Origin of the sequence: Methylobacterium gossipiicola (assembly GCF_900113485.1) — a bacterium.
Taxonomy (GTDB): Bacteria; Pseudomonadota; Alphaproteobacteria; order Rhizobiales; family Beijerinckiaceae; genus Methylobacterium; species Methylobacterium gossipiicola.
In genome coordinates this window covers 163,589-184,003 of the sequence record NZ_FOPM01000008.1, presented here as the reverse complement: position 1 = coordinate 184,003, position 20,415 = coordinate 163,589, and the positions used below count along the sequence as shown (strand labels likewise).

General features: G+C 69.3%; 17 protein-coding genes. 5 read left to right on the top strand and 12 right to left on the bottom strand.

Going from position 1 to position 20,415, the window contains the following annotated elements; translation table 11 throughout:
• Window positions 1–3: 3 nt before the first annotated feature.
• The 3 genes from purL to recQ form a co-directional block, all read right to left on the bottom strand.
• Window positions 4–2,229: a phosphoribosylformylglycinamidine synthase subunit PurL gene (purL, locus tag BM249_RS09530; RefSeq protein WP_091971211.1), complete on the bottom strand. Its 2,226-nt coding sequence runs from the start codon at window positions 2,227–2,229 to the stop codon at window positions 4–6.
• Between the two features lie 127 nt (window positions 2,230–2,356).
• Window positions 2,357–3,532 carry a hydrolase gene (locus tag BM249_RS09525; RefSeq protein ID WP_091971210.1) on the bottom strand — a complete coding sequence of 392 codons (1,176 nt, stop codon included), beginning with the start codon at window positions 3,530–3,532 and terminating at the stop codon, window positions 2,357–2,359.
• Window positions 3,533–3,759: 227 nt separating this feature from the next.
• Window positions 3,760–5,613 carry a DNA helicase RecQ gene (gene recQ / locus BM249_RS09520; RefSeq protein ID WP_091971208.1) on the bottom strand — a complete coding sequence of 618 codons (1,854 nt, stop codon included), beginning with the start codon at window positions 5,611–5,613 and terminating at the stop codon, window positions 3,760–3,762.
• Between the two features lie 90 nt (window positions 5,614–5,703).
• Between recQ and BM249_RS09515 the strand changes: the two genes are divergently transcribed.
• Both BM249_RS09515 and BM249_RS09510 read left to right on the top strand, forming a co-directional pair.
• Window positions 5,704–5,943 carry a type II toxin-antitoxin system VapB family antitoxin gene (locus tag BM249_RS09515; RefSeq protein WP_091971207.1) on the top strand — a complete coding sequence of 80 codons (240 nt, stop codon included), beginning with the start codon at window positions 5,704–5,706 and terminating at the stop codon, window positions 5,941–5,943.
• Window positions 5,943–6,347, top strand: a complete 405-nt coding sequence (locus tag BM249_RS09510; RefSeq protein WP_091971205.1) for a type II toxin-antitoxin system VapC family toxin — start codon at window positions 5,943–5,945, stop codon at window positions 6,345–6,347. The genes BM249_RS09515 and BM249_RS09510 overlap by 1 nt, the downstream gene beginning before the upstream one ends.
• A gap of 109 nt (window positions 6,348–6,456) precedes the next feature.
• Here the strand turns inward: BM249_RS09510 and BM249_RS09505 are convergent, their stop codons facing one another.
• From BM249_RS09505 to rpsT, 5 genes are all read right to left on the bottom strand, one after another.
• Window positions 6,457–7,068: a LysE family translocator gene (locus BM249_RS09505; protein WP_091971203.1), complete on the bottom strand. Its 612-nt coding sequence runs from the start codon at window positions 7,066–7,068 to the stop codon at window positions 6,457–6,459.
• A gap of 15 nt (window positions 7,069–7,083) precedes the next feature.
• A complete protein-coding gene (gene recF / locus BM249_RS09500) occupies window positions 7,084–8,256 on the bottom strand; it encodes a DNA replication/repair protein RecF (RefSeq protein ID WP_091971293.1) in 1,173 nt (390 codons plus the stop codon).
• Between the two features lie 17 nt (window positions 8,257–8,273).
• The gene (gene dnaN / locus BM249_RS09495; RefSeq protein WP_091971200.1) at window positions 8,274–9,395 is read right to left on the bottom strand and encodes a DNA polymerase III subunit beta; all 1,122 of its coding nucleotides are present in this window, start codon (window positions 9,393–9,395) and stop codon (window positions 8,274–8,276) included.
• A 186-nt stretch (window positions 9,396–9,581) separates the two neighbouring features.
• Window positions 9,582–11,090 carry a chromosomal replication initiator protein DnaA gene (gene dnaA / locus BM249_RS09490; RefSeq protein WP_091971291.1) on the bottom strand — a complete coding sequence of 503 codons (1,509 nt, stop codon included), beginning with the start codon at window positions 11,088–11,090 and terminating at the stop codon, window positions 9,582–9,584.
• 528 nt (window positions 11,091–11,618) lie between these two features.
• Complete coding sequence (rpsT, locus tag BM249_RS09485; protein ID WP_091971199.1) at window positions 11,619–11,885, bottom strand: 30S ribosomal protein S20; 267 nt, start codon at window positions 11,883–11,885, stop codon at window positions 11,619–11,621.
• A gap of 258 nt (window positions 11,886–12,143) precedes the next feature.
• Between rpsT and speB the strand changes: the two genes are divergently transcribed.
• Both speB and BM249_RS09475 read left to right on the top strand, forming a co-directional pair.
• Entirely contained in the window at window positions 12,144–13,136 is a 993-nt protein-coding gene (speB, locus tag BM249_RS09480; protein WP_091971197.1) for an agmatinase, read from the top strand.
• Window positions 13,137–13,190: 54 nt separating this feature from the next.
• The gene (locus tag BM249_RS09475; protein WP_091971194.1) at window positions 13,191–13,832 is read left to right on the top strand and encodes a glutathione S-transferase family protein; all 642 of its coding nucleotides are present in this window, start codon (window positions 13,191–13,193) and stop codon (window positions 13,830–13,832) included.
• 19 nt (window positions 13,833–13,851) lie between these two features.
• Here BM249_RS09475 and BM249_RS09470 read toward each other — a convergent pair whose 3' ends face one another.
• The 4 genes from BM249_RS09470 to BM249_RS09455 form a co-directional block, all read right to left on the bottom strand.
• Entirely contained in the window at window positions 13,852–14,181 is a 330-nt protein-coding gene (locus tag BM249_RS09470) for a hypothetical protein (RefSeq protein WP_091971192.1), read from the bottom strand.
• Between the two features lie 264 nt (window positions 14,182–14,445).
• Window positions 14,446–15,708 (bottom strand): bifunctional phosphopantothenoylcysteine decarboxylase/phosphopantothenate--cysteine ligase CoaBC, encoded by a 1,263-nt coding sequence (gene coaBC / locus BM249_RS09465; RefSeq protein WP_091971190.1) that lies wholly within the window; start codon window positions 15,706–15,708, stop codon window positions 14,446–14,448.
• Between the two features lie 97 nt (window positions 15,709–15,805).
• Window positions 15,806–16,339: an ankyrin repeat domain-containing protein gene (locus BM249_RS09460; RefSeq protein WP_177232372.1), complete on the bottom strand. Its 534-nt coding sequence runs from the start codon at window positions 16,337–16,339 to the stop codon at window positions 15,806–15,808.
• A gap of 77 nt (window positions 16,340–16,416) precedes the next feature.
• Entirely contained in the window at window positions 16,417–17,475 is a 1,059-nt protein-coding gene (locus tag BM249_RS09455) for an SDR family oxidoreductase (protein WP_091971186.1), read from the bottom strand.
• Window positions 17,476–17,667: 192 nt separating this feature from the next.
• Between BM249_RS09455 and uvrB the strand changes: the two genes are divergently transcribed.
• Window positions 17,668–20,406: an excinuclease ABC subunit UvrB gene (gene uvrB, locus BM249_RS09450; protein ID WP_091971289.1), complete on the top strand. Its 2,739-nt coding sequence runs from the start codon at window positions 17,668–17,670 to the stop codon at window positions 20,404–20,406.
• Window positions 20,407–20,415 lie beyond the last annotated feature (9 nt).

The window sequence follows — 20,415 nt, the reverse complement described above, 5'->3', positions numbered from 1 at the left end:
CTTTCAGGCGGTCACGCCCGCGGGTTGGCTCGCCATGTAGGCCGGCAGCCAGCCCTCATGGGCCTCGCGCAACGCCGCGACGGCGATCGTCTCGCCGCCGGGCAGCGTCAGGGTGTCGCCGCCCGTGACGCCGACCACGAGGGCGTCGATCCCCTGGGCCGAGGCGCTGTAGAGGAGGTCGGGGGCCGTCTCGGGATCGACGGCGAGGAGGTAGCGGGCCTGATCCTCACCGAAGAGGTAGGCGTGGGGTGCGAGCCCCGCCGGCACCTCGGGCAGGGCGGCGCCGAGGCCGCCCGCCAGGGCCATCTCGGCGAGAGCCACGGCGAGGCCGCCATCCGAGAGATCGTGAACGGTGTCGACCTGACCCGAAACGATGAGACCACGCACGAAGTCGCCGTTGCGGCGCTCGACGGCGAGATCGACGGGCGGCGGCGCCCCTTCCTCACGACCGGCGATGACCGAGAGGTACGCGGACTGGCCGAGCCAGCCGGCAGTCTCGCCCACCAGCACCAGCACGTCGCCCTCGCGCTTGAGGCCGATCGTGGCGTGGCGGGTCACGTCGGCGAGCACGCCGACGCCGCCGATGGTGGGGGTCGGCAGGATGCCCACACCGTTGGTCTCGTTGTAGAGGGAGACGTTGCCCGACACGACGGGGAAATCGAGGGCGAGGCAGGCTTCGCCGATGCCCTTGAGGCAGCCGACGAGCTGGCCCATGACCTCGGGCTTCTCGGGGTTGCCGAAATTCAGGTTGTCGGTGATGGCCAGCGGCGTCGCGCCCACCGCCGTGAGGTTGCGCCACGCCTCCGCCACGGCCTGCCGCCCGCCCTCGACGGGGTCGGCCTCGCAGTAGCGCGGCGTGACGTCGGCCGTCATGGCAAGGCCCTTGGGGCCGTCCTCGACCCGGACGATGGCGGCGTCGCCACCGGGCTTCTGCACGGTGTTGCCGCCGATGAAATGGTCGTACTGCTCGTAGACCCAGCGCTTCGACGACAGGTCCGGCGAGCCGATGAGGCGCTTCAGTGCCTCGGCGCTGCCCACGGTCTCGGGCACTTCGGAGGCCAGGACCACGGGCTGATGCGTGTTGGCGATATGCGGCCGGTCGTAGAGCGGCGCCTCGTCACCGAGTTCCTTGATCGGCAGATCGGCCATGACGACGCCGTCATGTTTGACCACGAAGCGGAGGGTATCGGTGGTGTGGCCGATGATCGCGAAGTCGAGGCCCCACTTCACGAAGATGGCTTCCGCCTCGGCTTCCAGGCCGGGCTTGAGCACCATGAGCATGCGCTCCTGGCTCTCCGACAGCATCATCTCGTAGGCCGTCATGCCCTCTTCGCGGGCCGGAACCTTCTCGATGTGGAGTTCGACGCCGAGATCGCCCTTGGCACCCATCTCGACGGCCGAGCAGGTGAGGCCCGCCGCACCCATGTCCTGGATGGCGATGACGGCACCGGACGCCATGAGTTCGAGGCAGGCTTCCAGCAGCAGCTTCTCGGCGAAGGGGTCGCCGACCTGCACGGTGGGGCGCTTCGACTCGGAGGCGTCGTCGAACTCCGCCGACGCCATGGTGGCGCCGTGGATGCCGTCGCGGCCGGTCTTCGAGCCGAGATACACGATGGGATTCCCGACGCCCGTGGCCGCCGCATAGAAGATCGCGTCGGTACGGGCGAGGCCCACCGCCATGGCGTTGACGAGGATGTTGCCGTCGTAGCGGGAATGGAAGCCCATGAGGCCGCCCACCGTCGGCACGCCGAAGGAATTGCCGTAGCCGCCGATGCCCGCCACCACGCCGGAGACGAGGTGACGGGTGCGGGGATGGTCCGGCGAGCCGAAGCGCAAGGCGTTCAGGGCGGCGATGGGTCTGGCTCCCATCGTAAACACATCGCGAAGAATGCCGCCGACACCCGTGGTCGCGCCCTGGTAGGGCTCGATGAAGCTCGGGTGGTTGTGGCTCTCCATCTTGAAGACGCAAGCCAGCCCGTCGCCGATATCGATGACGCCCGCGTTCTCGCCCGGCCCCTGGATCACCCACGGCGCCTTGGTCGGCAGGCCGCGCAGATGCTTGCGGGAAGACTTGTACGAGCAGTGCTCGTTCCACATGGCCGAGACGATGCCGAGTTCGGTCAGCGTCGGGTCGCGGCCGATAAGGCCGCGGAAGCGCTCGTACTCGTCGGGCGTCAGGCCGTGCTGGCGCACGAGTTCGGGAGTGATCGGAACATCGTTACGGAACATGCGAACCCTCTCGACACGATGCCTCGCAAGTCGCCTCGCCTTGCGCGTCCGTCTCGGTCGAGACGGCTCTAGAGGGTAAGGGAGCGCCCTGGCAACCCGGACCCGCCTCGCGGACGTGCGCAGCCCCTCATGCGCGGGGGGATCGGCCGACGGCACGTGCCCTGGGCCGGGCGGACACCTTCCGCCAGCGCCGGATGGCGGCGTGAACCGGCTCGGGCCCGGCGACGAAGGCGATGTAGTCGAACGCCCCCGGATCGCGGCTCGACATGAGCAGTTGGAAGTGCATCCGGAACAGGTTCCACTTGCGGCGCTGGAGGATGCGCTTCTCGATCAGATCCTCGATTCGGACATGGATCTCGACGGGCCTGTGCGACACGGGCGTCGAGAGGCGCGACGCGCTCAAGGGATTGCGCTGGTGGATGGAGAGCCAATCCCATTTCGCCCGCACGTCGAGCCAGCCGATGGCCTTCGAGGCGGCGACGCGGGTGAGGGAGGCGCGCACGGCATCGGCGCGGGGATCGAGGGTGATCCAGGGAATCACACTGCCGATGCTGACGAACGAGACCGGCGTACCGCGCCGGCCGAACTCGGGATCGCGGGCGAGCACCCGATCGAGGGCTTCGAGGCCGAGGAAGCTCGATGAGGAATGGCCGATGACCACGATCTCGCTCGCGTCCTCCTCTGCCGCCCGGATGACGTCCGCGAAAGCGTCGAGGCGCCCGTGCATCCGCGTTTCGGCCCCGCTGGCGTGGTCGTGCGTGAAGGCGGTGTCGTCGACGAGATGGGCCACGTAGAACGGCTTGCCCCGCGTCACCACCATCAGGCCGGCCAGAATGGCGTAAGCGAGTACCGGCACCGCCAGGATCGTAGCGGCGACGGCCCAGGGGCCGGGCGGCAGGGGCAACAGCCGCGCGAGCCCGATGGCGGCGCCGAGGCTGAGGGCGACGAGGACGAGGTAGATGAGGTGGACGCCGAGGATCACCCGGGCGAAGCGCCGGGCCTCCTTACGGAACGGCCGCAGATAACCCGAGCGGCCGAGGCGCCACCACAGGGCCGGCACGGCGAGCAGGCGGCGTGCGTTGCCACGGGGAAACCGGGCGGCGACGATGTCGTCCCAGCGCAGGAGGGTATAGCGGGTCTCGGCGCCGTCGGCTTCGACGCGCCAATCGACGCGCAGGCCGTCGGCGGATCGCACGGGATCCCCGACGGTGATCGCCATGTCGCGCCGGACGGCGGTGAGCCGGCTCTCCCGGCGAAACAGCCCCCAATAGGTCTCGGGCGCGCGTGGGTCGAAACCCGGCATGTAGAAGACTTGACGCGGCCGGGATTCTCGATTGGCCCGGGCTTCTCGGCTGGCCTCAAATTCTTGGCTGGCCTCAAATTCTTGGCGCGGCCGGATCTCGGTGGGGGGAGCGTCGTCGGGGATGAGACTGTCCGTCCGGTCCAGGGGCTTGGGCGCTCCTCGGCGAAGAGGGCGGCGAACCCCGTCCCTACACGATCCGGATCAGATCCGACGAGTGCGAAACCGCATCAGGCCGATCCGGCATGCGCATGCGACAGGAAATCCGCGATGGTCTCGACGAAGCGGGCGCCATACGCCTCGCGCTTGCGCTCGCCGACGCCGTGGACCGTGCGCAGGGCGTAGAGATCGACGGGCTTCATCCGCGCCATCTCGATGAGGGTGCGATCGGGGAACACCATGAAGGCGGCGATGCCCTCCGCCCGCGCAATGGTGGCGCGCAAGCCGCGCAGGTGCTGGAACAGGGCCTCGGTGGCGGGATCGAGATCGAGGCTCGCATCTTCGCGAGAGGCAGCGCGCTTGCGGTCGCGGGGCTCGGCGACCTTCGGCTCGGGGTCGGGCCGCATCTGGATCGTCTCGCGGCCGAACAGAATCGCCTCGCCCTTGTCCGTAAGAGATAGGCCACCGAAGCCGTCACCGTTCTCCGAGACGGCTCCCGCCGCGAACAGTTGACGCAGCATGGCGCGCCAAGCCGCTATCGGCTTGTCGGCGCCCACCCCGAAGGTCTTCAGGGCGGTGTGGCCGTTGCGGCGGATCGGGTCCGACTCCTTACCGTGCACCACGTCGCAGACGTAAGCCGCGCCGAATCGCTGGCCCGTGCGGACGATGGCCGAGAGCAGCTTCTGGGCCGGCACCGTGGCGTCGACGAGGGAGACGCCGGAGCGGCAGAGATCGCAGCGGCCGCAGGGCTCGCTCGCCTCGCCGAAATAGGCGAGGAGGGATTGTCGGCGGCAGGTGGCGCCCTCGCACAGGGCGATCATCGCTTCGAGCTTGCGCCGCTCGACGCGGCGGCGCTCGTCCGGCACCTCCTTCTCGTCGATCTGGCGGCGGCGCAGGGCCATGTCGTCGAGGCCGTAGATGGTGAGGGTGTCGGCGGGCAGGCCGTCGCGCCCGGCGCGGCCGATCTCCTGATAGTAACCCTCGACGTTGGACGGCATGTCGGCGTGGCAGACGAAGCGGACGTCCGGCTTGTTGATGCCCATGCCGAAGGCCACGGTCGCGGTTATCACCACCCCGTCCTCCTGCAGGAAAATGTCCTGATTCTTCATGCGCGTGCCCTGGTCGAGGCCGGCGTGGTAGGGCAGGGCGTTGAAGCCGTCCTTGGCCAGGGTCTCGGCCAGTTGCTCCGTGCGCTTGCGCGACGAGCAGTAGATGATCCCGCTCTCCGAGCGCCGGTGCTTGAGGAAGCGCTCGATCTGCCGGGTGGGGTTGTCCTTCGGCACGAAGGTCAAACGGATGTTCGGCCGGTCGAAGGAATGGACGAAGGCCTTGAGTTCGCGCCCCGCCGGGAACAGCCGCTCGGTGATGTCGGCCCGCGTCGCCTTGTCGGCGGTGGCCGTCAGCGCCACGGTCTGGACGTTGCCAAGCGCCTCGCGGGCCCGGGCGAGGTCGCGGTATTCGGGGCGAAAATCGTGTCCCCATTGTGAGACGCAATGCGCCTCGTCGACGGCGAGGCGCCGCACCCCGGCGCCCCGCAGGGCGTCCATCAACCCTTCCATCATCAGCCGTTCGGGCGAAACGAACAGGAGCCGTAGATCGCCGCTCCGGATCTGGCGCCAGGTCTCGCGCGCCGTCGCCTCGGCCACGGAGGAGTTGAGGGTCGCCGCCGCGACGCCGAAGCCGAGCATCTGCTGCACCTGATCGTGCATCAGGGCGATGAGCGGCGAGACCACCACGGTGAGGGACGATTCCACGAGGGCGGGCAACTGGTAGGTCATCGACTTACCCGACCCCGTGGGCATCACCGCGAACACGTCGGTGCCGTCGAGGACCGAGCCGATGACCTCGTCCTGGCCGGGGCGGAAGTCGTCGTAGCCGAAGGTCTTTTTCAACGCGGCGCGGGCCTCGTCGAGACGGCTTGTCATCGCGAACCTTGGGTGAGGTGTCCGGGAGGGCGGCTTGAACGGCCACTGTGTAGACACTAGCATCGCACCGTCTACACGGGAGCGATCCTAATGCCTCTCAACATCCGAAGCGAGGAGGTGAATCGCCTCGCCGAGAAGGTGGCGGCCCTCGCCCGGGTCAGCAAGACCGAGGCGGTGCGGATCGCCCTCACGCGTGAGGTCGAGCGACTCGAGGCCAAGCCCTCGCTGCTGGAGCGGATGCGGCCGGCACGAGCACGGATCGCCAGTCACCCGGATACGGGGCTGGACGCGGACAAGGCTTTCTTCGACGAGCTCAACGGCGAGCCGTGATGTTCGTCGATGCGTCAGCCATGGTGGCGGTCCTCACCGGAGAACAGGAGGACGTCGCGCTGTTTCGCTGCCTCGAAGCGGCGGACCGCCCGATCACTTCGGCCCTCGCCATCTTCGAGACGGCCAGCGCCGTTTGCAGGAAGAAAGGCTTATCGGTGGAAGCGGCCGCGCGGGAGGTTCGGGAACTCTTGGAGCAGGCGTGTATCCGGGTGGTCGCCCTCACCGACACGGAAGCGCACGGCGCGCTTGCGGCTTACGCCCGCTACGGCAAGGGACGTGGCCATCCGGCACAACTCAACATGGGCGATTGTTTCGCCTATGCCTGCGCACGGGCGCACGATGTCCCGCTGCTGTTCATCGGCAACGACTTTTCCCGGACCGACATTCCGTCCGCCCTCGCCTGACCCCTCATTCGAACGCCGCTGAATTCCTTCGGAATGGCGGCGTTCGGTTGTCCTCAAGCGCCGCGCGGGCTGGCCGATCCCGCGACCGCTTGTTCGAGCGATCGCGGGATCACCGCGTCGCGATGGCCACGGCCGCACTCGCCATCACGGTGCCGGCGCCGCGCTGGATCGCCCGCCGCGCGCGAACCGAAGTGAAGATCCGCCGGGCGCGGGCGGCGGCGGCGGCATAGGCCGACAGGATGCCGCTCAGGACGAGCACGAGGGTGATGCCGATCTCGGCGAAGCCGGACGCGGTCAGGCGGTCGAGATCGACCAGGCCCGGCAGGAGCGCGAGGAAGAACAGGATCACCTTCGGGGTGCCGAGGGTGATGACGAGGCCGCCCAGGAACGCGCGCACCGGGCTGTCTCCCCCGAAGGGAGCGCCCGTGATGCCGTCGACCGGGGCGGTCCAGGCCTTCCAGGCGAGGACGGCGAGATACAGGGCGCCGACATACTTCAGGACCACGAAGACTACGGCCAGGGAGTCCGCCAGCAGGGCGACGCCGCCCGCCGCGATGCCGAACCAGAAAAGCTCGCCGATCACGAAGCCGCCGATGAACGCGCCGATGCCGACGGTGCCCCGAGCCAGCACGCGGGCCACGAGGGCGGCGATGCCGGGACCGGGGGAGGCAACGGCCACGGCATAGATGGCCGCGAACAGGATGAGGCTGGAGATCGACACAGGCGCACCGGGGAATCAGACAGGCGCGACGCGCCCGTCGACGATCTGCACCCGATCGGCCCGCCCCTCAAGCTCCGCGAACAAAGCCGGATCGGCCCCGGTCATCCAGACCTGCCCCGACAAGGCGTCCAGGGCCTCGAACAGGCCGGCGCGACGGCGTGGGTCGAGGTGGGCGGCGACCTCGTCGAGGAGGACGAGGGGCGCGATCCCGCACATGGCCTGGACGAGGCGCGCATGGGCGAGGACGAGGCCGATGAGGAGTGCCTTCTGCTCGCCCGTGGAGGCGGTGGCGGCGGGCACGTCCTTGGGTCCGTGGCGCACCACAAGATCGCTGGTCTGGGGGCCGCTAAGGGTGCGCCCGGCGGCGCGGTCGCGGGCCCGGCCCTGGCGCAGGGCCATGCGGAAGCGATCCTCGGCCTCCAGAGCCGGCCAGACGGCCACGAGGTCGTCGAGGTCGCCCTCCAGCCGCAGGGCCGCCCACGGGAAGGGTTGAGTGTCGTCGCGGCCCTCCGCGATGAGCCGGTCGAGGCGCTCCGTGGTCTCGCGCCGGGCCAGCGCCACGGCGACGCCGAGTTCGGCGACCTCGCGTTCGATGGCGTCGAGCCATTGCCCGTCGTTGGGGCGCTCCTCCAAGAGGCGGTTGCGCGAGCGCAGGGCCCGCTCCAGGGCGTTGACCCTGGCGCCGTGGGTGGCATCGACGGCGAGAACCAGCCGGTCGAGGAAGCGGCGGCGGTCGCCGGCCGGTCCCCGGAACAGGGCATCGAAATCGGGGGTCAGCCACACCACCCGCAGGAACTCGGAGAACGCCACGGGGGAGGGCGCCGTGGCCCCGTCGATCCGGCACAGGCGCGCCGAGCGCCCGTCCGGACCCGGCGGCTCGTAGCCGGTGCCGACCCGATGCTCCGCCTCGCCCGCCGCGAGGGTCATGGACACGGCGAATCCGCCCGCGCCGCCGATGCGGGCCATGCCGGCGAGATCGGCTCGCCGCAGGCCGCGCCCCGGCGAGAACAGCGACACGGCCTCCAAGAGGTTGGTCTTGCCCGCCCCGTTCTCGCCGACGAGGGCGACGAAGCGCCGCCCGACGCTGAGGTCGAGGTCGGCGTGATTGCGGAAGTCGCGGCAGATCAGGCGGGTGAGGCGAAGGCCCCGGCCCGCGGCAGAATCCGCGTTTGCCGTATCGGTGGGGATGGACGACCCCGTCGCGGTCACACCCGCATCGGCATCAGCACGTAGAGGGCGGGGGCGCCCTCGCGGTCCTGGATCAGGGTCGGCGAGCCGGGATCGGCGAGCTTGAACAGGGCGGTGTCGCCCTCGAGCTGACCGGTGATGTCGAGGAGGTAGCGGGCGTTGAAGCCGATATCGAGGGGCGGCGCGTCGTAATCGACGTCGAGTTCTTCCGTGGCGCTGCCCGAATCCGGATTGTTGACGGACAGGGCGAGACGGCCCTCCTGCACGGCGAGCTTCACCGCGCGACCGCGCTCGGACGAGATGGTCGAGACCCGGTCGACGGCGCGGGCGAACTGATCGCGCTCGACGGTGAGAAACTTGTCGTTCCCGGCCGGGATCACCCGCTGGTAATCCGGGAAGGTGCCGTCGATGAGCTTCGAGATCAGCACCACGCCGCTGGCGAAGCGAAACCGAATCTTGGCCGCCGACAGGTCGATCTCGACGCCCTCGCCGCCATCCTCAACGAGCTTGATGATCTCGGCCACCGCCTTGCGCGGCACGATGACGCCCGGCATGTCGCGGCTGCCGTCGGGCGCCTCGATCTCGACGCGGGCGAGGCGGTGACCGTCCGTGGCGACGGCCCGCATCTTCAGGGAGCCCTCGGACTCGATGGTGTGAAGGTAGATGCCGTTGAGGTAGTACCGCGTCTCCTCCGTGGAGATGGCGAACTGCGTCTTCTCGATGAGGCGCTTGAGGTCGGCCGCCGCCAGGGTGAAGCGGTTCGGCAATTCGCCGGCCGCGAGGTCGGGGAAATCGCCCTCCGGCAGGGCGCCCAGGGAGAAGCGCGAGCGCCCGGAGCGGATCGTCATCTGGCCGCTCTCGCCGCTGGTCTCTAGGGAGACCTGGGCACCGTCGGGCAGTTTGCGGACGATGTCGTAGATCACGTGCGCCGGAACCGTAGTGGCGCCGGGATCCGCCACATCGGCGGGAATCGTCTCCGTCACCTCAATGTCGAGGTCGGTGGCGCGCAGCTCCAGGCCGGACGGACCGCCGCGCAGGAGCACGTTCGAGAGGATCGGAATCGTGTTGCGGCGCTCGACCACGCGATGCACGTGGCCGAGCGAACGAAGGAGGGCCGCGCGCTCGACAGTCACTCTCATGGTCTGAACTCGTGGTCTTTCGTCGAGCGTCGCCGGAGCGGACGCGGCGTCGCGCTGAGGCCTCCGCGTCCGCCCTGGCACCGTGGCCGCTGAACTTGGCGAACGCTCCCGGTGAACGCAAGTGCGAGAGGCCCGCTATCCCGCAGATGATTCGGGGGCGCCGTGCGTGGCGCCCCGCACCTTCGATCAATCCTGCAGCATTCGCTTCAGGAGCTCGACCTCGTCGTTGAGCACGTTGTCCTCGCCGATGAGCTTGTCGATCTTGCGCACGGCATGGAGCACCGTGGTGTGGTCGCGGCCGCCGAAGCGCCGGCCGATCTCGGGCAGGGAGCGCAGGGTCAGGACCTTCGACAGGTACATGGCGATCTGACGCGGCTTGACCACAGCGGCCGTGCGCCGCTCCGACAGGATGTCCGAGCGCGAAACGTTGTAGCGCGAGGCCACGAGCTTCTGGATGTCCTCGATCTTGATGCGCTTGGGCTCGCGGTTCTTCACGAGGTCGCGGATCGCTGCCTCGGCCGTCTCCATGGTGACCACGGCCCCCGTGAGGGTGGCGTGGGCCAGGAGCCGGTTCACGGCACCTTCGAGGTCACGGCCATTGGCGGTGATCGACCGGGCGACGTAGGTCGCCACCGTGGGGGAGACCTCGAAGCTCGGATGCGACACCTGCACGGCGGCGAGACGCGCCGAGAGGATCGAGGTGCGCAGCTGCTCGTCCAAGGTCCCGATCTCGACGACGAGGCCGCCGGCGAGGCGCGAGCGCACCCGTTCTTCGAGGGATTCGAGTTCGGCCGGCGGCCGGTCGGAGGCGACCACGACCTGGCGGCCGGCATCGATGAGGGCGTTCAGGGTGTGACCGAACTCGGCCTGGATCGATTTGCCCTGGATGAATTGCACGTCGTCCAGGATGAGGAGATCGATGGCGCGCAGGCGCTCCTTGAAGGCCAGGGCGTTCTGGGTCTTCAGGGCATTGACGAAGCCGTACATGAAACGGTCGGCGGTGAGATAGATCACCCGGCGGCCGGCTTCGCGGGCGGAATGCCCGATGGCGTGGAGGAGGTGGGTCTTGCCGAGGCCCACGCCCGCGTGGAGGTAGAGCGGATTGTAGAGCGCGCCCTGGCCGTCGTGACGGGCCACGCGCTCGCCGGCCGCATGCGCCAGGGCGTTGGACCGGCCGACGACGAAGCTCGCGAAGGTGAGACGGCTGTCGAGGGGAGCACCGTTGAGGTCTCCGGACGCGCCCTCGGTCCTGGCCGGGGCGGCGGACTCGGCGTCGGCCTCGCCGGCGGTTGGGACCCCGGCGCCGGCGGCCTGGAGTCGGGCGAGGGGGCTCGGCGCCTGAGCGGGCTTCGGCGCGATGCTCGCGGCGGCAGCGGCGGGGCGGGCGGCGGCTGGACCGCGCACCGACACGTCGATGCGGGACACATCCTCTATCTCGCTGCGGAAGGTGTTCAGGACCCGGTCGAGGTAGTGGGATTCGATCCAGCTCTTGAGAAAGCGGGTGGGCACCGTGAGGCGGGCCGTTCCGCCGGAGACGTCCAGCAATTCGAGCCGGGCGAACCAGCTCGCGAACACGTCCTCACCCAGTTCCGCCCGTAGGCGCCGCTTAACCCGTGCCCAGGCGGCCACCGGATCGGTGCCGGTCACGCCGCTCATGACCGGTTCGGCGTCGGACACGCTACCATCGACATGCATCATCGCTCTCCTCGCGCCGAAGACGGAGAGCCGCCGCCGGAACGTACGCACACTTGAACTGACGTCATGCCCCGCGAGCCATTCGCGAGACCCAGATGTTCGCAACGAAGTCAACGGGACCCCGTCACTTTTTGCCGATGAAACCAGCCTATCAACAATAAGCTACGGTTCTCCTAACAACGGGATGAACGGGGATAGCGAAATAAGCACGTCTCGCGCTCTGGGCTTGGGGACACGAGTCGAATGGACTGCACGAGCTTGTGCACGATTCACCCTCGACTCGAAGATGCGTTGGGTTTGCCGGGTTTTCGCAAGCGATCGTTAAGTTACACTTGGCGTTAGGACTCGACAACACGCCACATTTCCAAACATCGTTAACGCAACCCTGCGGTTGGCGCGCGGCGACACGCGCATCCGGGCGCCGCCCTGGCGACGAATCGTCCAGGCTCGACAGCGGACAGCCGAAAACGAAGAAAGCCCGGCATCACTGCCGGGCCTTCTTCGCAAAGGGTCTTCGGGAAGACGATGTCAGGCGGCGAGCGCCTTGACCCGGGCCGCGAGGCGCGAAACCTTCCGGGACGCATTGTTCTTATGCACGATGCCGTGCTGGGCAGCCCGCATGATCTCGGGCTCGGCGGCCCGCAGGGCGGACAGGGCCGTGGTCTGGTCGCCACCGGCGATCGCCTCTTCGACCTTGCGGACGAAGGTGCGCATACGGCTGCGGCGCGAGCGGTTCACAGCGGTCCGCTTCGCGATCTTGCGGGTCATTTTCTTGGCCGACACGGTGTTGGCCATGGGGCATCCTCATCACGTTTGAGGCGATCCCGACGAGCCCGCAGGCCGGTGTGTCGTACGATCGCGTGCAGGTTGTTCGGGCAATGGCGAAGCCGACGGGCAGAACTGACCGCGACCGTCGGCAATCCGCGCTCTATAGCCACGCGCCGCCGATCCGTCAACGGAACCGTCATGGCCCTGTCTTCCAGCCGAAGGAGCGCCTTGATCGATGCGTCGCCCACGGGTGATGATTCGCCGCCCAGTGGAAGGGAAGGCCCCATGGCGAACGAAGTCGACGCCGCGCGAATCGCCCGGTATCACCCGCCCTCCGGCATGGCGAGCCCGCGCTTCTCGGGGGTGTCGAGTTTCATGCGCCTGCCGGTCCTCGCCCCCGCCGAGGCGCCGGGCCGAATCGACATCGGCCTCATCGGCATCCCGTTCGACGGGGCCACCACCAACCGCCCCGGCGCCCGCCTCGGGCCGCGCGGCGTGCGGGACGCCTCCACGGGTACGCGGGCCCTCAACGCTGCGACGGGCGTGCCCCCCTACGACCTCGCGGCCTGCGCCGATCTCGGCGACGTCTGCGTCAACCCCATCGATGTCGCCGCGACGGCATCGCGCATCGAGGCGTTCTACACGCCCCTCGCCGAGGCCGGCATCGTCCCGCTCTCGGTCGGCGGTGACCATTTCGTGACCTATCCGGTCCTGCGGGCACTCGGACGTCGCCGCCCCGTCGGCCTCGTCCATATCGACGCCCACAGCGATACCGATGATGGGCAATATGACGGCAGCCGGCTCACCCACGGCACGCCGTTCCGCCGGGCCATCGAGGACGGTGTCCTCGATCCGAAGCGGACGATTCAGATCGGCCTGCGCGGCAGCGTCGATGCCGCCGACGAACTGGACTGGGCGCGGGGGCAGGGGGTGCGGATCGTCCCCATGGATACCGTGATGGTGCGGGGCCTGCCCGAAATCGTCGCTGAGGCGCGGACCGTGGTGGGCGACGGCCCGACCTATCTCAGCTTTGACATCGACGCCCTCGACCCCGCCTATGCCCCTGGCACCGGCACCCCGGAAATGGGCGGCTTCACCAGCCGGGAGGCGCTGTTCCTCGTGCGGGCGCTGGGCGGCCTCGATTTCGTCGGGGCCGATCTCGTCGAGGTCGCCCCGCCCCTCGATCCGTCCGGCATCACGGCACTCGCCGGCGCCACCCTGGTGTTCGAGATCCTGTGCCTCCTGGCCCAGGCCGTGGCGACCCGCCGGGGCGGTTGACCCCGGCGCCTCCGGCGACGACCTTGCAGCTGCCAATTTGCGAGAGGTCGAGACTTGGATACCGCGATCACGCTCTATCATGCGCCCCAGACCCGCTCGACGGGGGTCCGCGTTCTCCTGGCCGAACTCGGTGCGCCGCACCGGCTGCACGTCCTGAACATGAAGGCGGGCGAGCACCGCGCGGCGGCGTATCTCGCCGTCAATCCCATGGGCAAGGTGCCGGCCCTCACCCGGGGCGACACCGTGGTCACCGAGCAGGCGGCGATCTACCTCTACCTCGCCGACCTGTTCCCGGAGGCCGGCCTCGCGCCCGGCCTCGACGACCCGTTGCGCGGACCGTACCTGCGCTGGATGGTCTATTATGGATCGAGCTTCGAGCCGGCGGTCATCGACCGGGCGCTGCAACGCGAGGCGGGTCCCCGCGCCATGTCGGCCTATGGCGACTTCGACACCGTGATGACGACGTTGACGGAAGCCCTGGCGAAGGGGTCGTACCTCCTCGGCGAACGCTTCAGCGCCGCCGACATCCTCTGGGGCACGGCCCTGGGCTGGACCACGAGCTTCAAGCTCGTGCCGGAGACCCCGACGATTCGCGACTACATCGCCCGTACCAATGGGCGCCCCGCCGCCACCCGGATCGCGGCCGAGGACGCCGCCCTCTCCGCCGAGCACGCCGCGGCCCAAGGAACCGCCTGACGGATCCGATGCCGCCGGGTCAGCCCGGCGGCAAGGTGCGAACGGCTTGAGAAACCACCTCGGGCGCGGGCTTCTGCGCCTTTTCCATCGCCCCGAAGGTGGCGAACAGATGCATCCCGAGGACGGGTGCGAAGACGAGGCTCATCATCACGGCCATGATCAGGGCGACGTTGGCGTCGCGGCCCGTCTTCGGACGGGACGGCTTGGCGCGCGACGGATTGGCCTGGGCCTTGCGGAGGGACCGGCGCCCGGGGGTCGGCAGTCGGAATTCGGTGGGGAAACGGAGATTGGTGCGAATGGCGTCCGGACGGAGGCCAGCCGGAAGGGACGAAAGCTTCAAGACAGTCATGGGCTCACCTCGCTCGACCGGCCATCACAGGCCGGTCGCGGGCGAACCCGATCCAGCGATCAGGCTTGGCGCACGCGGACGGCCGACAACGGCACGGTCCATCGACTACTGTCGCTGGGCATTGGTTCAGTCAGATCCTATGGAGCCGCACGACCGGCACGGGGCGAAGTCGGAGGCGACGCCGAAATGATGCCGGATAGCGGGTTAGTCAAGCCTTAACGCGCGGCGCCGCAACTTGGCTCCGCAGGTTTTTGTCGCGCTGCGTCATGCGGGCAGCAACGCGGCGAAGCGCGTGACCAGGCGGCGCCCGACCTCGTCCTTGTCGAGGGTCGGCCACGTCTCCACCGAACCGTCGCGGCCCACAAGATGGACGGTGTTGTCGCGCCCGCCCATGACGCCGCCTGCGGCCGAGACGTCGTTGGCGACGAGGAGGTCGCAGCCCTTGCGGGCGATCTTGCGATGGGCGTTGGCGAGCACATCGTCGGTCTCGGCGGCGAAGCCCACCACGAGGGTGGGACGGTCGCTCGTCCGGGCCGCGACGGTGGCGAGGATGTCGGGATTCTCGACGAGGACCAGGGGGGCCGGTTCAGCACCGTCCTTCTTGATCTTGCCCGCCCCCACGGTGGCGGGACGCCAATCGCCGACGGCGGCGGTGAACACCGCGATGTCGGCCGGCAGGGTCTCCTCCACGGCCGCCAACATGGCGCGGGCGGTCTCGACGCGAATCACCCGCACCCCGGTCGGATCGGGGATCTGGACGGGTCCGGAGACCAGAGTGACGTCGGCCCCGGCCGCCGCTGCCGCTGCCGCGATGGCGTGGCCCTGGCGGCCCGACGAGCGGTTGGCGAGGTAGCGGACGGGATCGATGGGCTCGTGGGTCGGCCCGGAGGTGACGAGGACGCGGCGCCCCGTCAGGGGGGCGGCAGTCGGGGACGACCGCCCGGCGAGGAAGCCGAAGCCGTTGGCCGTCTCGCCCCCGGCCAGCATCGCCTCCACGGCGTCGGCGATCTCGGCGGGTTCGGCGAGGCGTCCGGGGCCGAACTCGGCCTCCGCCATGGCCCCGTCGTTGGGGCCGACGACCCGGACACCGTCGCCCTTCAGGGTGGCGAGGTTGCGCCGGGTCGCGGGGTGCTGCCACATCCGCACGTTCATGGCCGGAGCGATGAGGATCGGCAGGGTCGTGGCGAGGAGCACGGTCGCGGCGAGGTCGGAGGCCTCGCCCGTGGCCATCCGAGCCATCAGGCTCGCGGTGGCGGGCGCCACCACGATGGCATCGGCGTCGCGGGCGAGCTTGATATGGCCGATATCGGCTTCCTCCGCCCGGTCGAACAGGTCCGTATGGGCGCGCTCGCCGGCAAGAGCGGCGGCGGCCAGGGGCGTGACGAATTCCTGCGCGCCCTTCGTGAGCAGCGGGCGCACCTGCGCCCCGCGCTCGCGCAGGCGGCGGATGAGGTCGAGGGCCTTGTAGGCCGCGATGCCGCCGCCGATCACAAGGAGGATACGGCGGTTCTGGAGCGGGCGGGTCATGATGCACTCGTCGGGCCAAGCACGGGCCGGAGCCCGAATGGGGCCGGATGCGGACCGATCCGCTCCATACACCCGATCGGCCCCCTGTGCAGGCGTGTCAGGACTGCGAACGTGGCGCCTGGGCGAGGCGGGCCGGGGCGTGCACGGCGCCCATGGACTGGGCCATCTCGGCGGCGCTGAGGCCGGCGCCGTCGCGCCGGTCCGGGTCGGCGCCGTGGGCGAGGAGCAGGTCGATCATCTCGATGCGGTCGAACATCGCGGCGATCATCAGGGCCGTGCGGGAGCCATCGCCGGGGCCGTCTACGAGGGCGCCGTGGGCCAGGAGCAGTTCCGCCATGGCGCGGTCGCCTTTGAAGGCGGCGCCGGCGAGCGGCGTCTGGCCCCGATCGTTGGCGAGTTCCGGATCGCCGCCATGTTCGAGGATCGCCCGCGCGGTTTCGGCCTGCCCGTTATAGGCGGCGAGCATCAAGAGGCTGTCGCCCTTGTCGTTGCGCAAGTTCGCCGGCAGGCCCTGGCCGAACAGATCGGCCAGTTCCTGCGTGTGTCCCAGGCGGGCGAACTGGAAGACCCGGCCGGCGAAGGCCAGGGTCGCGTCGTCGAGTTCGGGCTTTTCGGGGCTCTGCGGCTGCATCGGTGTCGATCCGGTCGATGATTCGCCCGTCATCTGGGCTCCCGCCCCCGGCCTGTCCAGCCGGGGGTCGCGTTGCGTCAGGGAATGATGCGCTCCGCCCTCAACCGTGAAAACAGGTCGAAGAAGGCGTCGTCGCTCGGTTGATAGTCGAGGAAGCCGAGGCGGCGGCTGCGGCTCATGTCGGTGACGACCTCGATGGGGCGGCCGAGATCCGCATCCGTGTGCCAGGCCGAGGCGAGGCGGTCGAGGTCCGGCTCCACGAGGCCGTGCCGCTCGGCGAGGTCCCGCCACAGGGGCGCGGCGCCCGCCATCTGCTGCTCCAGGGGCGCCGCCGCGCCGGAATAGGGGGCCGGCTCCAGCCCGAACCACGCGGCGATGCGGCCCCACATCCACGACCACCGAAACACGTCGCCGTTCACCACGTTGAAGGCGTGGTCGGCGGCTTGCGGCGTGGTGGAGGCCCAGGCGAGGTGGCGGGCCAGCAGCCGGGCATCGGTGACGTCGGTGAGGCCGTTCCATTGCTGGGGCGAGCCCGGAAACAGGAACGGCCGCCCGGATTCTCGACACAACGTTGCGTAGACGGCGAGCGTCACCCCCATGTTCATGGCGTTGCCCAGGGCATAGCCCACGATGGTGTGCGGCCGGTGGACGCTCCAGGTGAAGCCGCGCCGCGCGGCGGCCGCGAAGACTTCGTCTTCCTGCACATAGTAGAAGTTCTCGACCGGCAAACGATCCTGATCCTCGCGGAACGGGGTCTGGGGCAGGGTGCCTTTGCCGTAGGCCTCGAACGGCCCGAGATAGTGCTTCAACCCCGTCACCAAGGCGACATGGGCGAGGGGGGCCGCCCCGAGGGCGTCGAGGAGGTTGCGGACCATGGCGCCGTTGACCCGGCAATTCTCGGCTTCCGTCGCCTGGCGCATCCAGGTGGTGAGGAACACGTGGGTCGGGCGCAGCTCCGCCAGGGCCGCCGTGAGCGAGGCCGGATCGGTGAGGTCGGCGACTACGGGCGTGACACCCGCGATGTCCATGGGCCGGCGGGCGAGGCCGTGCACCGTCCAGCCTGTCTCCACGAGGTGGCGCGCGAGGTTGTTGCCGACGATGCCGCTGGCACCGGCGATGAGAGCCGTTCCCGTCATGAACTCAAAAACTCCGTGGTCGCGAAGGCGCCCGACGGATCAACGGTCTCGACGGCGGAGCGTTCGCGGGCGCGGTCGAGCCATGTGTGGGACGCAGAGGGCCGAGGTCCCGCAATGGCCGGGCGGGGGTTCGTTCGGGTGGGGCGGGGCGAGACCCTTCCCGGCTCAGCGGAAGAGGCCCATATCTTCCGTATGGCCGCCCCGAAAAAACCGCGCTCTTCGACCGTCATGGAGGCTCCCGCCGCCACGGGTTCCAAATCCAGGGCGCCCAAGGCGTCGAAGCCCGAGCTTCAGCCCCTCGACGAGCACCTCGCCGCCCTGCTGAGCCCGGCCCTCAACCGCAACCGGCTGCCGGTGGTGGAGAACACCCCGCCGCCCGCCCCGGAGCGGCCCGGACGGCCGAAGAAGGCGGCGCCGAAGCGCGGGACGGAAGCGGCCAAAGGCTTCGGCGAGGCGCCGCAGGCGGCGTTCGTCCATGATGCGGCCCCCGTCGATCCGGCCCTGGCCCAGGCCCTCGGCCTCACCCCGCCGGAGGACGGCCCGCGCCCCGAAGGCATGGCGGACGACGGCGATACGTCGCTCGCCACCGATGGGGTCTCGGCCACCGTGGAGGCCCTGTCGCGGTTGCTCACCGAGGGCAATCCCCTGTTCAAGGACGGGAAGAACTGGACCCCGCACCGCCCGGAGCGGCCGAAGAAGTCCGAGGGCGGCAAGCCGTTCCGCCTCCATTCCGAGTTCCAGCCGGCGGGCGACCAGCCCCGTGCCATCGCGGAACTCGTGGACGGGGTGAAGAAGGCCGAGCGCGATCAGGTGCTGCTCGGCGTCACCGGCTCGGGCAAGACCTTCACCATGGCCAAGGTCATCGAGGAGACCCAGCGCCCGGCCCTGATCCTCGCGCCGAACAAGACCCTGGCGGCGCAGCTCTACGGCGAGTTCAAGAGCTTCTTCCCCGACAACGCGGTGGAGTATTTCGTCTCATACTACGATTACTACCAGCCCGAGGCCTACGTGCCGCGCTCGGACACCTTCATCGAGAAGGAATCGTCGATCAACGAACAGATCGACCGCATGCGCCACGCCGCCACCCGGGCGCTGCTGGAGCGTGACGACGTGATCCTCGTCGCCTCGGTCTCGTGCATCTACGGCATCGGCTCGGTCGAGACCTACACCGCCATGTCGTTCACGGTGTCGCTGGAGGAGAAGATCGAGCAGCGCCAGCTCATCGCCGACCTCGTGGCCCTGCAATACAAGCGCATCCAGTCGGATTTCGCCCGCGGCACCTTCCGGGTGCGCGGCGACGTCATCGAACTCTGGCCCGCCCACCTCGACGATCGCGGCTGGCGCATTGGCCTGTTCGGCGACGAGATCGAGTCCATCACCGAGTTCGATCCGCTCACGGGCAAGAAGATCAACGACCTGAAATTCGTGAAGGTCTACGCCAACTCGCACTACGTCACGCCGCGCCCCACCCTCCAGCAGGCGGTGAAGGGCATCAAGACCGAGCTGAAGCAGCGGGTCGACGAGCTGACCCGGATGGGCCGGCTCATCGAGGCGCAACGCATCGAGCAGCGCTGCACCTTCGACATCGAGATGATCGAGGCCACGGGCGCCTGCAACGGCATCGAGAACTATTCCCGCTACCTGACGGGCCGCAAACCCGGCGAACCGCCCCCGACCCTGTTCGAATACCTGCCCGACAATGCCCTCGTGTTCACCGACGAGAGCCACGTCACGGTTCCGCAGATCGGCGGCATGTACAAGGGCGACTTCCGCCGCAAGGCGACGCTGGCCGAATACGGCTTCCGCTTGCCGTCCTGCCTCGACAACCGCCCCCTGCGGTTCGAGGAATGGGACGCCATGCGGCCGCAATCGATCCACGTCTCTGCGACCCCGGCCAAGTGGGAGATGGAGCAGACCGGCGGCGTCTTCGCCGAGCAGGTGATCCGCCCCACCGGCCTCGTCGATCCGGTCATCGAGATCCGGCCCGCGCGCTCCCAGGTGGACGATCTCCTGGGCGAAGTGCGGGAAGTGGCGCAGGCCGGCTACCGGACCCTCGTGACAACCCTGACGAAGCGCATGGCCGAGGATCTCACAGAATACCTGCACGAGAACTCCGTGCGGGTGCGCTACATGCACTCCGACATCGACACCCTGGAGCGCATCGAGATCATCCGCGACCTGCGGCTCGGCGCCTTCGACGTCCTCATCGGCATCAACCTCCTGCGCGAGGGCCTCGACATCCCGGAATGCGCCCTCGTCGCCATCCTGGACGCCGACAAGGAGGGGTTTCTGCGCTCGGAAACGTCGCTCGTTCAGACCATCGGCCGCGCCGCCCGCAACGCCGAGGCGCGCTGCATCCTCTACGCCGACCAGATCACCGGCTCGATGGAACGGGCGATGGCGGAGACGGAGCGCCGCCGCGCGAAGCAGCTCGCCTACAACGCCGAGCACGGCATCACCCCGCAGAGCGTGAAGCGCGGCATCGGCGATATCCTGTCGAGCGTGTTCGAGGGCGATCACGTCCAGGTCGATACCGGCTTGGCCAAGGACGCCGTCACCATCGGCCATAACTTCAAGGCGGTGATGGCCGACCTCGAGAAGCGGATGCGGACCGCCGCCGCCGACCTCGACTTCGAGGAGGCCGCGCGCCTGCGCGACGAGCTCAAGCGCCTGCAGGCCACGGAACTCCTCGTCTCCGACGATCCCATGGCGCGCCAGGGCGACATCGAACGCGAGGCCGGGCGCTACGGCGCCAAGCCCAGCCGCATCTCGAAGCCGACCCTCGACAATATGGGGCCGGGCACCGACCGGGAATTACCCCTCGGCGGCACCGCCCCCCTCTGGGCCGAGCGGCCCAAGGCCCGTTCGACGCAGGGACTCGGCGGCCAGAAGCCGAAATACAAGGGCGGCGGCGGACGCCGGAAGGGCTGAGGGGAACCG